Below are 13644 nucleotides of genomic sequence, written 5' to 3' on the forward strand. Positions count from 1 at the left end.
GCGACGAGTCGCTGCGGCACTGAAAAGCGTTGGCGTGCTACATTTCACGTCCGCCACTCAATCGCGTCGTCCACGCCCAAAACTGCAGACCACGGGGGGAAATGTCCGTGCAACCGCTCGCCCGCACGGACGCGTCCGTCGACGACGAGGGCGGCGCGATCGCCGAAGCCGGCGGCGGGCCGCTGCGAGGCTGGCAGCGCCGGGCGCTGGTGAAGTACCTGGCCGGCCGGCCGCGCGACTTTCTCGCCGTGGCCACCCCCGGCTCGGGCAAGACGACGTTCGCCCTGCGCGTGGCGGGCGAGCTGCTGGCCCAGCGCGCCGTCGACCAGATCACCGTCGTGGTGCCCACCGAACACCTCAAGGTGCAGTGGGCCCAGGCCGCGGCGCGGCAGGGCATCGCCCTGGACCCGAGGTTCTCCAACGGCACCGCAGCGACGTCGGCGGAGTACCACGGCGTGATGGTGACCTACGCGCAGGTCGCGGCGCACCCCACGCTGCACCGGGTACGCACCGAGCAGCGGCGGACCCTGGTCGTCTTCGACGAGATCCACCACGGCGGCGACGCCAAGACCTGGGGCGACGCGATCCGGGAGGCCTTCGGCGACGCGACCCGCCGGCTCGCGCTGACGGGTACGCCGTTCCGCAGCGACGACAGCCCCATCCCGTTCGTCAGCTATGTCGCGGGCGCCGACGGGGTGCACCGCTCGCAGGCCGACCACACCTATGGCTACTCCGAGGCCCTCGCCGACGGCGTGGTGCGGCCGGTGGTCTTCCTGGCCTACTCCGGGGAGGCGCGCTGGCGGGACAGCGCCGGCGAGGAGCACTCCGCGCGGCTGGGCGAGCCGCTGTCCCCCGAACAGACCGCGCGGGCGTGGCGGACCGCGCTGGATCCCGCCGGCGAGTGGATGCCCGCGGTGATCGCGGCCGCCGATCAGCGGCTGCGCCAGAAGCGGGCCCACGTGCCCGACGCCGGCGGCATGATCATCGCCTCCGACCGCACCGCGGCCCGCGCCTACGCAGCCCTGCTGACGACGCTCACCGGCGAGGCGCCGACCGTGGTGCTGTCCGACGATCCCGGGTCGTCGGATCGCATCAGCGAGTTCGCCGAGGGCACCAGCCGGTGGCTGGTCGCCGTCCGCATGGTCTCCGAGGGCGTCGACGTGCCGCGGCTGTCGGTCGGGATCTACGCCACCAGCGCCTCGACCCCACTGTTCTTCGCGCAGGCCATCGGCCGGTTCGTGCGGTCGCGCCGGCCGGGCGAGACGGCCAGCATCTTCGTGCCGTCGGTCCCCAACCTGCTGCAGCTGGCCAGCGAGCTGGAGGCGCAGCGCAACCACGTGCTCGGGGAGCCGCACCGCCCGGACGGCGACCCCCTCGACGGCGACCCGGCCGTCAGGACGCAGACCGAGAAGACCGAGGCGGACAACGGGTTCACCTCGCTGGGCGCGGACGCCGAGCTCGACCAGGTCATCTTCGACGGGTCGTCGTTCGGCACCGCAACGCCCGCGGGCAGCGAGGAGGAGGCCGACTACCTGGGCATCCCCGGCCTGCTCGACGCCGACCAGATGCGCGCCCTGCTGCACCGCCGCCAGGACGAGCAACTGCAGAGGCGTGCCCAGCTGCAGGTGCCGACCGCCGACGCGACGCCCCGGTCGGCCCCGTCGGTGCACGGCCAGCTGCGCGAGCTGCGTCGCGAGCTCAACACTCTGGTGTCGCTGGCCCACCACCGCACCGGCAAGCCGCACGGCTGGATCCACAACGAACTGCGCCGACGCTGCGGGGGTCCGCCGGTGGCCGCCGCCTCCCGCGACCAGATCAAGGCGCGCATCGATGCCCTGCGCCAGCTCAGCTCCGAGCTGGCCTGACGGCCGCTACTCCTGCACGGGCTTCTCGAGCACTTCCACCGCCGGTCCGCCCAGCACGGCCAGCAGGTGTTGCTCGACGGCCTCGCGGGCGCGTTGCTCGTCGTCGCCGGCCGGCACGGTGACCGAGAACACGTCGGCCGCCGTCGAGCCGAAGGTGTTGACCTTCGCCCACCGGATGTCGGCTCCCGCCCGCTCCAGCGCCCGGGTCAGCAGCGCGAGCAGGCCCAGCCGGTCCGTGGCGCGGACCTCGAGGATCAACTGGGCGGCGCAGGCAGACTCCAGCCACAGGATGCGCGGCGGCGCGACCGAGCGGGTGACCGGGACTCCGACCTGCACCTCGCCGGCCCGCGTGGTCCCCGCGCTCACCGCGTCGTTGTCGCGCTTCTCCAGCGCGCCCATGACGTCGACGTCGCCGTTCAGGGCGCCGTTGAACTGCAGGCGCAGCAGGCCCGCCTCGGGGGGCGAGCCGAACAGCGGTGACGCCACGAATTCGACGATCGCGACGTCGTCGTGGACGTTGGCCGACGCCGAGTGGATCCGCAGCGAGTTCAAGGCCAGCACCGCGGCCGCCTTGGACACCAGCCCTCGCTGGTCCGGCGCGAGCATCACCACGTTCACCCGCTCGCTCCCGCCCGGCGTGAGCTCCACGTGCACCCCGTGATCGGCCGCGAGCGAAAGATAGTGCGGCGCAGTGGGTTCGGCTTGCGGCAGCGGCTCGCCCGCCATCACCAGCCGGCAGCGGCGGACCAGGTCGGCCACCAGCGACGCCTTCCAGTCGCTCCACACCCCCGGGCCGGTGGCCTTGGAGTCCGCCTCGGCCAGCGCGTGCAGCAGTTCGAGCAGCTGCGGATCGCCGCCCAGGGCTTCGGAGACGCCTTTGATCACCTCGGGGTCGTTGAGGTCGCTGCGCGTGGCGGTGACCGGCAACAGCAGGTGATGACGCACCATGGCGGACAGCGTGTCGACGTCCCGGGGTGACAGGCCCAGCCTCTCGGCGACTGGGACCACCAGGTCGGCCCCCAGCACGCAGTGGTCCACGCCGCGACCCTTGCCGATGTCGTGCAGCAGCGCGCCGAGCGCCAGCAGGTCGGACCGGGCGACGTTGGTGGTCAACGGCGCGGCCTGGACGGCGGTTTCGACGGTGTGGCGGTCCACGGTGTACTTGTGCGAGACGTCGCGGGGGGCCAGGTCGCGGATCGCGTTCCACTCCGGCAGCACCCGGCCCCACAGACCGGTGCGGTCGAGGGCCTCGATGGTCGACACCGTGGTGGGGCCGGCCGACAGCACCACCAACAGGTCGTCGAGCGCCTCGCGCGGCCACGGCGTCGGCATCTCGGGGGCGACGGCGGCCAGGCGGCTCAGCGTGCCGGCCCCGATGGGCAACCCGGTGCCGGCCGCCGCCGCGGCCACCCGCAGCACCAGGCCCGGATCGGTGTCCGGGCGCGCGTCGCGGGCGAGGACGATCTCGCCGCCGTACTCGACGACCCCCTCGTCGAGCGGCCGGCGCCGCGGGCGCCGCACCAGGGCGCCGATCCCGCGGCGCGGCAACGCGTTCTGTGCCGTGCGCAGCCCCGTCTCGGCGTGGTAGGCGATGGTGCGAGCGGCGCCGGACAGCACGCGCGCCAGATCGAACCTGTCCCCGAACTGCAGGGCGGCGCTGATCTCGTCCGCGAACTGCGCCAGGAGCACCTCGCGTCCGCGGCCCGACACCCGGTGCAGTTCGGTGCGCACGTCGAGCAGCGTCAGGTAGGCGACGTCCAGGGATCCCTCCGGCAGGTTCGGGTTGGCCATGCCGTGGCGGTCGATGAGCTGGGCGACCCCCAGCGCGTCCAGCAGCTGCACGTCGCGCAGGCCGCCCTTGCCGGATTTGAGGTCGGGCTCGGCGCGCTGCGCGATCCGGCCGCAGCGCTGCCAGCGGGCGTGGGTGATCTCGACAAGCTCGTCCATGCGGGAGCGGATCGCGCTGCGCCACTGGCGCCGTGCGCCGGCGATCAGCTCCGTCGACAGCCGCTCGTCGCCGGCGATGTGGCGCGCGTCCAGCATGCCGAGCGCCGCGATCAGGTCGTTGTTGGCCACCCCCAGCGCCCCCGACACGGTCCGCACGCTGTGGTCGAGCCGAACGTTGGCGTCCCACAACGGATACCAGAGCCGGTCGGCGACCTCGCCCAGCACCTCGGCGGGCTTGTCGTCGTGCAGCAGGATCAGGTCCAGGTCCGAGTAGGGCACCAGCTCGCGACGTCCCAGTCCCCCGACGCCGACGATCGAGAAGCCGCTGCCTTCGGTGACGCCGATCTCGGCGGCCTTTGCGGTGAGCCAGGATTCGTGCAGCTCGAGCCAGGCCCGGCGCAGCGCGGCGGCGTCCAGCTCACCGGCCTCGGCCAGCAGACGACGCCGCGAAGCGGCCAAATCGCTTGCCCCGCAGACATTTTTCGTTTCCGGTCCAGACGCTCCGGACGGGCCGGGCGGGTACTGTGTCATACCCTCCCGGCCCGTCCGGCCCGATTCATCGATGTGCGGCGAGGGTCAGAGGGCATCGGTTCCGCGTTCACCGGTGCGCACCCGCACGATGGTTTCCACGGGGCTCACCCAGACTTTGCCGTCGCCGATCTTGCCGGTTCGCGCCGATCTGACGATGCTGTCCACCACCTTGTCGACGATCGAGTCGTCGACGACGACCTCGATCCGCACCTTGGGCACGAAGTCGACGGAGTACTCCGCACCCCGGTAGACCTCGGTGTGGCCCTTCTGCCGCCCGTAGCCCTGGATCTCGCTGACCGTCATCCCCAGGACGCCCGCCTCCTCGAGGCTGGTCTTGACGTCGTCGAGAGTGAACGGCTTCACGATCGCGGTGACTAGCTTCATGACTGCTCCGCCTCAACTTTCTCGTCCGCCCGGTCCATGCCGTTCCGGTCATCCACGGGTGCCCGCGAGGAGAGGATCGAACCGGTTCCGGTGCCGGTGACCGTCCCGAAATCGTAGCTGCTCTCCGCGTGCTCGGACTCGTCGATACCCGCGGCCTCTTCTTCGGGGCTGACCCGCAGGCCGATGGTGAACTTCAGGATGAAGGCGAGGATCAGCGTGACGGTGAAGGAGTAGAACAGGACGCTGAAGGCGCCGACCGCCTGCCGTTCCAGCTGCGACCAGCCGCCGCCGTAGAACAACCCCTTCGACACCCCGGACACGCCGTTGATCGCCGTGGACTCGGGCGCGGCCACCAGGCCCACCAGCAGCGTGCCCGTCAGACCGCCGATCATGTGAACGCCGACCACGTCGAGCGAGTCGTCGAAGCCGAACCTGAACTTCAGCCCGACCGCCAGCGCGCAGATCGCCCCGCCGGCCGCCCCGATGACCAGGGCGCCCAGCACGTTAACCGACGAGCAGGACGGCGTGATCGCCACCAGCCCGGCGACGATGCCCGACGCCGCTCCCAGCGTGGTGGGCTTGCCGTCACGGATGCGCTCGACGAGCAGCCAGGCGAGCATGGCCGTGGCCGTCGCGATCGTCGTGGTCATGAACGTCGACCCGGCGGAACCGTTGGAGCTGGTCGCCGACCCGGCGTTGAACCCGAACCAGCCGAACCACAGCAAGCCGGCGCCGAGCATCACGAAGGGCACGTTGTGCGGGCGGAACAGCGTGGTGGGCCAGCCTTTTCGCTTGCCCAGCACGAGCGCCAGCGCCAGGCCCGCAACACCGGAGTTGATATGGACCGCGGTCCCTCCGGCGAAGTCGATCGCATGCAGCTTGTTGTTGATCCAGCCGCCGTGCTCGGAGGCGAACCCGTCGGCCGCGAACACCCAGTGGGCGACCGGGAAATAGACCAGGGTGGCCCAAAGCCCGGCGAACACCACCCAGGCGGTGAACTTCATCCGGTCGGCCACCGCCCCCGAGATCAGCGCGACGGTGATGATGGCGAACATCAGCTGGAAGGCGACGAAAACGGTGGCGGGCATGGTGCCGGCCAGCGGAATGTCCACCTGCGTAACGCCTTTGGTGGGGTCACCCTTGACCGCGTTGCCACCGATCAGACCCTTGAGGCCCCAGTAGTCGCCGGGGTTGCCGACCACGCCACCTTTGCTGTCGCCGAACGACATCGAGTAGCCGTAGAGCACCCACAGCACTGTGACGACGCCCATCGAGCTGATGCTCATCATGATCATGTTGAGCACGCTTCTGGTGCGTACCATGCCGCCGTAGAAGAACGCCAGACCAGGCGTCATCAACAGCACCAGCGCGGAACTCGCCAACATCCAGGCGGTATCGCCGGTATCGGGTTGGCCCAATTGCGGGAATGCCACTCGCTATCACCTCCGGTCGCACAGGGACGGCCGGCAGGCGTGCGCCTGTGGCCTGATCCAGAACCATGCGCAATGGTTGTTTCCGCAGTAAAGCCACAGTGTTTCGTCAGGATTAACGTCAGGCTTGCCGTGTAAGGGCACTCAGCCAAGCAGCGCGTCGACGAAGGCAGCCGGCTCGAAGGGCGCCAAATCGTCGGGACCTTCGCCGAGCCCAACCAGCTTCACCGGCACCCCGAGTTCCTGCTGAACACGGAAAACGATGCCGCCCTTGGCCGTTCCGTCCAGCTTGGTCAGGACGGCCCCGGTGATGTCGACGACGTCGGCGAAGACGCGCGCCTGCGCCAGCCCATTCTGGCCGATGGTCGCGTCGAGAACCAGCAACACCTCGTCGACGGCGGCCCGCCGGGTCACCACGCGCTTGACTTTGTCGAGTTCGTCCATCAGCCCGACCTTGGTGTGCAGGCGCCCCGCGGTGTCGATGAGCACCACGTCGGCGCCCGCGGCGATGCCCTTGTCGACGGCGTCGAACGCCACCGCCGCGGGGTCGGCGCCCTCGGCCCCGCGCACCACCTCCGCGCCGACCCGCGACGCCCAGGTCTCCAGCTGATCGGCCGCCGCGGCCCGGAAGGTGTCGGCGGCCCCCAGCACGACGCGCCGCCCGTCGGCCACCAGCACCCGCGCCAGCTTGCCGACGGTGGTGGTCTTGCCGGTGCCGTTCACGCCGACGATCAGCAACACCGACGGGTGGTCGGCGTGCGGCAGGGCGCGGATCGAGCGGTCCATGTCGGGTCGCAGCTCGGTGATCAGAACGTCGCGGAAAACGGCCTTGGCGTCGGCCTCGGTGCGCACGGCGCTGCTCGCCAGCCGGCTGCGCAACTGGGCGATGACCGACTCGGCGACCACCGGGCCCAGGTCGGCGACCAGCAGGGTGTCCTCGACGTCCTGCCAGGCCTCCTCGTCCAGGTCGCCCCCGCCGATCAGGCCCAGCACGCTGCGCCCGAGCGCGTTCTGCGACCTGGCCAGCCGGCCGCGCAGCCGTTCCAGCCGGCCTTCGGTCGGGGCGATCTCCTCGATCTCCGGGGCAGCCGGCGTCGGCCCGGGCGCCGGCTCCGGGGTCTCCGGGGCCGGCGGGGTTTCCAGGGCCGGCGGGGCCTCCGGGACCGGCGGGGCCTCCGCAGCCGGCGGAGCCTGCGGCGGCGAGGCGATCGTCTCGGGTTCGGGGAGGGTGACCTCGGAGATCGTGCGCCGGGGCGCGTCGCGCGGGACGGCCGCGTCGTCGCCGACCCCGGGCAGCCCCGTGGTGTCCACCCGTTCGGCGGTCGGCGTCTGGCTGAAGGAGATGCCCGACGACGCCGTGTAACCGCCGGAGCGGTCGAGCGTTCCGGGCTGCGCCTGGGCCGTGAAGCTGATCCGACGCCGCCGGTGGCGCACCAGTCCCAGGACCAGCAGGGCGACGACAAGCAGGGCCGCGACGACCGCGACGGCGATCCAAAGACCTTGGGACACGGTGACATTGTTTCAAGCGGCCCGGCGGCGGCGGGACCGCCCCTGGTCAGCCCCGGTCAGCTACTAATCCGCCGCGGCGACCAGCTGCTCGACCTGCTGGCCGCGCATTCGCTGCGAGATGACGGCGGTGATGCCGTCACCCTGCATCGTCACGCCGTAGAGGGCGTCGGCGACCTCCATGGTCGGCTTCTGGTGGGTGATGATGATGAGCTGTGACCGCGCCCTGAGCAGCTCGAACAGCGAGATCAGCCGGCGCAGGTTCGTGTCGTCGAGGGCGGCCTCGACCTCGTCCATGATGTAGAACGGCGACGGGCGGGCGCGGAAGATCGCCACCAGCATCGCCACGGCCGTCAGCGCCTTCTCGCCACCCGACAGCAAAGACAGCCGGGTGACCTTCTTGCCCGGGGGACGGGCCTCCACCTCGATGCCGGTGGTGAGCATGTCGTCGGGGTTGGTCAGCCGCAGCCGGCCCTCCCCGCCGGGGAACAGCACCGTGAAGACGTCGCGGAATTCGCGCTCGACGTCGACGAAGGCCTCGTTGAACACCTGCAGGATGCGGGCGTCGACGTCGGCGACGACGCCGAGCAGGTCAGCGCGCGCGGCCTTGACGTCCTCGAGCTGCGTGGCCAGGAAGTTATAGCGCTCCTCGAGCGCAGCGAACTCCTCCAAAGCGAGCGGGTTGACCCGGCCCAGCTCGGCCAGCTCACGCTCGGCGCGCTTGGCCCGGCGTTCCTGGGTCGGCCGGTCGTACGGGATCGGGGCGGGGGCGAACACCTGCTCGCCGCGTTCGCGGGCCTGCTCGTACTCGGCCATCTCCAGCTCGGTCGGCGGCAGCGCGACCTGCGGGCCGTACTCCGCGATCAGGTCGGCCGGCGCCATCCCGAACTGCTCGAGCACCATCTGCTCGAGTTGCTCGATGCGCAGCGCCGCTTGGGCGTTGGCCACCTCGTCGCGGTGCAGCGAATCGGTGAGCGCGGCCACCCGCGCGCTGAGCGCGTTGACCTCGTCGCGCACGGCCGCGATCCCGGCGGAACGTTGCCGGCGCTCGGCCACCACCGCGTCGCGGATCGCCGACGCCGCGCCGACGACCCGGTCCAGCCGCTGCCCCAGCAGCCGACCGGCGTCGGCCACCGCGGCCGCCACGGCGGCGGCCCGCAGCCGCGCCTCCCGGGCCTGCTGGGCCCGCAGCCTCGCCTCGCGTTCGGCGGCCGCCGCGCGCCGCAGCGAGTCGGCCCGCCCGCGCACCGCGTTGGCGCGCTCCTCGGCGGTCCGCACCGCCAGGCGGGCCTCCACCTCGACGCCGCGGGCGCTCTCGGCCGCGGCCGCGATCCGCCCGCGGGCCGTGGCGAAGTCCGGCTCGTCGGTCTGCACCTGCTGGGATTCCTGGGCTACGCGCAGCCGCGTCTCGAGCCCGGTGACCTCCTCGACGGTCTGCGCGCGCCCGGCCTCGAGCTCCTCGCGCTGGCGCAGCAGTCGGTTCCACTCCTCGTCGGCCGCGCGGGCCTCGTGTCCCAGGCGACCCAGCTGTTCGTACATCGCCGAGATCGCGGTGTCGGATTCGTTGAGCGCGGCCAGCGCCTGTTCGGCGGAGTCCTGGCGGGCGGTCTGTTCGGCCAGCGCGCCGGACAGGGCCGCGGTCAGCTGGGCGACCCGCGCCTCCGCGGCGGCGAGCTCGCCGCCGGCCTTGTCGATCTCGGAGGCGACCTCGAGCGTGGACAGCTTGCGGTCGGATCCGCCGCTCACCCAGCCGCGGCCGACCATGTCGCCGTGCAGCGTGACCGCGCGCAGCTGCGGTCGCGCGGCGACCAGTTCCAGCGCCCGATCCAGGTCATCGACCACCGCGACACCCGACAGCATGGCGATCATGGCGCCCCGCAGCCGCGTCGGCGCGTCCACCAGGTCGAGCGCCCACGCCGCCCCGTCCGGCAGGGCGTCGTGCTGTGCCGGGTGGTCGGCCGGCCAGTCACCCAGGACCAGCGCCGCGCGGCCCCCGTCGGCTTCCTTGAGCGCGGCGACCGCGGACCGGGCCGCGCCGAGGTTCTCCGCCGCCAGCGCGTCGGCCGCCGATCCGAGCACCGCGGCCAGCGCCGCTTCGTACCCCGGGCGCACCTTGACCAACTTGGCGACCGGCCCGAGCAGCCCGGTGCCGGTGTGATGCTGCGACAGCCACGCCGCGCCGTCCTTGCGCTCCAGCCCCACCGCCAGGGCGTCGATGCGGGCGCGCAGCGACGCCACCTGGCGTTCGGCGTCCCGCTCGGCGGCCTGCAGCTCGGCGACCCGGGCGTCGGCCAACCGCATCGCGGTCACGGTCCGCTCGTGGTGCTCGTCGAGGCCCACCTCGCCCTGGTCCAGCTCGCCCACGCGACCCTGGACGGTCTCGAACTCCGCCTTGGTCTGCTGCGCGCGGTCGGCGGCCTGCTCGATGCGCTCCGAGAGCCGCGCGACGCTGTCGTCGATCGACTCGACGCGCGCCCGCATGGTCTCCACCTGACCGGCCAGCCTCGCCAGGCCCTCGCGGCGGTCGGCCTCCGCACGAACCGCCGCCAGGTGCGCCTTGTCGGCCTCGGCGGCTTCGCGTTCGCGCTCGCCCAGCTCGGCGCGGGCGGCATCCAGCCGGGTCCGCGCCGCGGCCAGTTCGGCCACCAGCTGCTGCTCGGCCACCGCGACCCGCTCGGCCTCGGCGTCCAGGGCGTCGGGATCGGTGTCGCTGGGGGCCACCGGCGCCACGTCGAGGTGCGCGGCGCGTTCGCTGGCGATGCGCACCGTCGCGGCGACGCGCTCGGCCAGGGCGGACAGCGCGAACCAGGTGTGCTGCACGGACTCGGCGCGCCCGGAGAGCTCGGCGAGCGCGGTCTCGTGGGCGGTCAGCTCCTCGGAGGCGACCGCCAGGCGGGCGGACGCCTCGTCGTGCTCGCGGCGCATAGCGGTTTCGGCATCGAGGATGGCGTCGCGCTGGGTCTGCCGGTTGACCAGGTCGTCGGCGGCCAGGCGCAACCGAGCGTCACGCAGGTCGGCCTGGATGGTCTGGGCGCGGCGGGCCACCTCGGCCTGGCGGCCCAGGGGTTTGAGCTGGCGGCGCAGCTCGGTGGTCAGGTCGGACAGGCGGGCCAGGTTGGCCGACATCGCCTCGAGTTTGCGCAGGGCCTTCTCTTTGCGTTTGCGATGCTTGAGCACGCCTGCGGCCTCTTCGATGAAGGCGCGGCGATCCTCGGGCCGCGACTGCAGGATCTCGTCGAGCTTGCCCTGCCCGACGATGACGTGCATCTCGCGGCCGATCCCCGAGTCGCTCAGCAGCTCCTGCACATCCATCAAACGGCAACCGCTGCCGTTGATCTCGTACTCGCTGGCGCCGTCGCGGAACATCCGGCGGGTGATCGACACCTCGGAGTACTCGATGGGCAGCGCGTTGTCGGAGTTGTCGATGGTCACCGTCACCTCGGCGCGGCCCAGCGGCGCCCGTGAGGACGTGCCGGCGAAGATGACGTCCTCCATCTTCCCGCCGCGCAGCGTCTTGGCCCCCTGCTCGCCCATCACCCAGGCGAGGGCGTCGACGACGTTGGACTTGCCCGACCCGTTGGGGCCGACGACCGCCGTGATGCCCGGCTCGAAGCGCAGAGTCGTCGGCGAGGCGAAGGACTTGAAGCCCTTCAGCGTCAGACTCTTGAGGTACATGGCGTGCCAGACTACCGCTGAAAATTTCCGCGCCCGCCCATCGGCGGAGGGTGTCGGGCCGCCCGACGGCCGTGGCCGACCAGCCTCGTCGCACCGGTCACAGAAGCCACATCAGCCACGGCCGCCGGGCAGTCGTGGTCGACGTGCCGTCGCCGGTCTATCGCTCGACGAACCCGGCAAAGCTCTCGGCCGGCGCCGACCAGTCGGCGATCACCTTGTCGACGCGCCCGGGCCGCGGCGGCCACGAATCGCCGCCTTCCAGCAGCTCCAGCAGCTTTTCCGCGGCCTCGCGTTCGCCCTGGGCCACCACCAGCACCCGGCCGTCGGGCTGGTTGGCGGCGTAACCGGTGAGTCCGAGCTCCAACGCCCGGCACCGCGTCCACCAGCGGAAACCGACCCCTTGAACCGACCCGTGCACCCAGGCGGTCAGCCGAACACCAGGGTCAGCCACCGGAAACCTCGATCCCGTTGGCGGCGCCGACGGTGCACGCCCGGTTCACCACGACGCCCTCGGCGTCGTCGGAGCCGGCGAGGATTCCCACCGTTGCGTCATGGCTCATTTCTACCGGGCGCGGGTCGACGGCACCGGCACGGCATACTGCGTTTCATGGCCACCGTCGTCGCGTTTCACGCCCACCCCGACGACGAGGTGATCCTCACCGGCGGCACCCTGGCGCGGGCCGCGGCCGCCGGTCACCGCGTGGTGGTCGTCACGGCGACCGATGGGCGCGTGCACAACGAACAGGACGGCGTCCGCATCGACGAATTGCGCACCAGCGCAGGCATTCTCGGTGCACATCGGGTCGAGTGCCTCGGTTATGCCGACAGCGGCTACGGCCCGGAGTTCTACCCCGACCCGCCCGGGCGGGTGCGGTTCGGCCGGGCCGACGTCGACGAGGCGGCGCAGCGCCTTGCCGCGATCCTGCGCGCCGAGGATGCCGACCTGCTGCTCAGCTACCAGGCCAACGGCGGCTACGGCCACCGCGACCACGTGCAGGTCCACCACGTCGGCAAGCGCGCGGCCGAACTCGCGGACACCCCGCGGGTGCTCGAGGCGACGATGCCGCGTGAATTGCTTTGCCGAATCACCGATTTCACTCAACTGTTGCGTCTGCCGGGGCCGTACGAGCCGGACGTCGTGCGCACCGCGTACGCCCCGCGGGCGACCATCACCCATCGCATCGACACGTTCCGCTTCGCCCGGCAGAAGCGAGACGCGCTTGCAGCGCACCGTTCTCAGGTCGGCGCCGGGCCGGCCGCGCGCGCGCTCGGGCTCATGCTCCGGCTGCCGCCGCAGGTGTTCGGCGTGCTGCTCGGCCGGGAGTGGTTCGTCGACCCGGCCACGGCCGCCGGGCCCGTGCGGCGCGACATCTTCGACTGAACGGCGGTCAAACCCTGGGCCGCGGTTGGCATCTCGGGCAGTAGAACGACGAGCGGTTCATGAACTTCTCGCGCCGGATCACCGCGCCGCAACGCCGGCAGTTCTGGCCCTCGCGACCGTAGGCGTCCAGCGAGCGGTCGAAGTACCCCGACTCGCCGTTGACGTTGACATACAACGAATCGAACGACGTCCCCCCCTTGGCCAGCGCGTCGCGCATCACCTCGGCGGCCGCGTCCAGGACCGCGGCGAGCCGACGGCGGGGCAGCGAGTCGGCGATCCGCGCGCCGTTCACCTTCGCGCGCCAGAGCGCCTCGTCGGCGTAGATGTTGCCGATCCCCGACACCACCTGCTGGTCGAGGAGCTGGCGCTTGATCTCGGAATGCTTGCGCCGCAACACGTTGATCACCGCATCGGCGTCGAACCGGGGGTCCAGCGGGTCACGCGCGAGGTGCGCGACGGGTTCCGGCACGACGCTGCCGTCGACGGTCAGCAGGTCGGCGAGCATCCACCCGCCGAAGGTGCGCTGATCGGCGAAGCTGAGCACCGTGCCGTCGTCGAGCAGCGCGGAGATGCGGACGTGGTCGGCGCGCGGCACCTCGCCCAGCAGCATCTGTCCGCTCATGCCGAGGTGGACCACCAGCGCCGTGTCGGGGCCCGATTCGCCCGGCTCCGTGTCGAGCAGCAGCCACAGGTACTTGCCGCGCCGGTCGGTGCCGGTGATCCGCGCGCCCAGCAGGCGGGCGGTGAGGTCGGCGGGCCCGGCCTCGTGGCGGCGCACCGCGCGGGGATGATGCACGCGCACGGCCGTCATCGTCTTGCCCACCACATGCGCCTGCAAGCCGCGGCGGACCACCTCGACCTCCGGCAGTTCGGGCATTCAGTGATGATCGCAAGCGCGGCGAAGCCGGGCGCAGCGGGTCATCAC

The 13644-nt window shown here is 71.9% G+C and carries 9 protein-coding genes; 2 read left to right on the top strand and 7 right to left on the bottom strand.

Going from position 1 to position 13644, the window contains the following annotated elements; translation table 11 throughout:
• Positions 1–101 precede the first annotated feature (101 nt).
• Entirely contained in the window at positions 102–1865 is a 1764-nt protein-coding gene (locus tag G6N48_RS11545; protein ID WP_085269169.1) for a DEAD/DEAH box helicase, read from the top strand.
• Between the two features lie 6 nt (positions 1866–1871).
• Here the strand turns inward: G6N48_RS11545 and G6N48_RS11550 are convergent, their stop codons facing one another.
• From G6N48_RS11550 to G6N48_RS11575, 6 genes are all read right to left on the bottom strand, one after another.
• Entirely contained in the window at positions 1872–4343 is a 2472-nt protein-coding gene (locus G6N48_RS11550) for a [protein-PII] uridylyltransferase (RefSeq protein WP_085269168.1), read from the bottom strand.
• 45 nt (positions 4344–4388) lie between these two features.
• Positions 4389–4727, bottom strand: a complete 339-nt coding sequence (glnB, locus tag G6N48_RS11555; protein ID WP_085269167.1) for a nitrogen regulatory protein P-II — start codon at positions 4725–4727, stop codon at positions 4389–4391.
• On the bottom strand, positions 4724–6112 hold the full coding sequence (locus tag G6N48_RS11560; protein WP_085269245.1) for an ammonium transporter: 1389 nt from the start codon (positions 6110–6112) through the stop codon (positions 4724–4726). Before G6N48_RS11560 ends, glnB begins: the two co-directional genes overlap by 4 nt.
• 189 nt (positions 6113–6301) lie before the next feature.
• Positions 6302–7666: a signal recognition particle-docking protein FtsY gene (ftsY, locus tag G6N48_RS11565; RefSeq protein WP_085269166.1), complete on the bottom strand. Its 1365-nt coding sequence runs from the start codon at positions 7664–7666 to the stop codon at positions 6302–6304.
• Between the two features lie 63 nt (positions 7667–7729).
• The gene (gene smc / locus G6N48_RS11570; protein ID WP_085269165.1) at positions 7730–11338 is read right to left on the bottom strand and encodes a chromosome segregation protein SMC; all 3609 of its coding nucleotides are present in this window, start codon (positions 11336–11338) and stop codon (positions 7730–7732) included.
• Between the two features lie 157 nt (positions 11339–11495).
• The gene (locus G6N48_RS11575; protein ID WP_085269164.1) at positions 11496–11789 is read right to left on the bottom strand and encodes an acylphosphatase; all 294 of its coding nucleotides are present in this window, start codon (positions 11787–11789) and stop codon (positions 11496–11498) included.
• A 156-nt stretch (positions 11790–11945) separates the two neighbouring features.
• Here G6N48_RS11575 and G6N48_RS11580 point away from each other — a divergent pair, with 156 nt between their 5' ends.
• Positions 11946–12719 carry a PIG-L deacetylase family protein gene (locus G6N48_RS11580; RefSeq protein ID WP_085269163.1) on the top strand — a complete coding sequence of 258 codons (774 nt, stop codon included), beginning with the start codon at positions 11946–11948 and terminating at the stop codon, positions 12717–12719.
• A 7-nt stretch (positions 12720–12726) separates the two neighbouring features.
• On the opposite strand, the gene mutM is transcribed toward G6N48_RS11580, so the two are convergent.
• The gene (mutM, locus tag G6N48_RS11585; RefSeq protein ID WP_085269162.1) at positions 12727–13596 is read right to left on the bottom strand and encodes a DNA-formamidopyrimidine glycosylase; all 870 of its coding nucleotides are present in this window, start codon (positions 13594–13596) and stop codon (positions 12727–12729) included.
• Positions 13597–13644 lie beyond the last annotated feature (48 nt).

The sequence above is a fragment of the Mycobacterium parmense genome (genome assembly GCF_010730575.1).
Lineage (GTDB): Bacteria > Actinomycetota > Actinomycetes > Mycobacteriales > Mycobacteriaceae > Mycobacterium > Mycobacterium parmense.

Coding starts and splice junctions, on each gene's coding strand:
- G6N48_RS11545 (WP_085269169.1), top strand. CDS start 102: ATGTCCGTGCAACCGCTCGCCCGCACGGACGCGTCCGTCGACGACGAG.
- G6N48_RS11550 (WP_085269168.1), bottom strand. CDS start 4,343: ATGACACAGTACCCGCCCGGCCCGTCCGGAGCGTCTGGACCGGAAACG.
- glnB (WP_085269167.1), bottom strand. CDS start 4,727: ATGAAGCTAGTCACCGCGATCGTGAAGCCGTTCACTCTCGACGACGTC.
- G6N48_RS11560 (WP_085269245.1), bottom strand. CDS start 6,112: ATGTTGGCGAGTTCCGCGCTGGTGCTGTTGATGACGCCTGGTCTGGCG.
- smc (WP_085269165.1), bottom strand. CDS start 11,338: ATGTACCTCAAGAGTCTGACGCTGAAGGGCTTCAAGTCCTTCGCCTCG.
- G6N48_RS11580 (WP_085269163.1), top strand. CDS start 11,946: ATGGCCACCGTCGTCGCGTTTCACGCCCACCCCGACGACGAGGTGATC.
- mutM (WP_085269162.1), bottom strand. CDS start 13,596: ATGCCCGAACTGCCGGAGGTCGAGGTGGTCCGCCGCGGCTTGCAGGCG.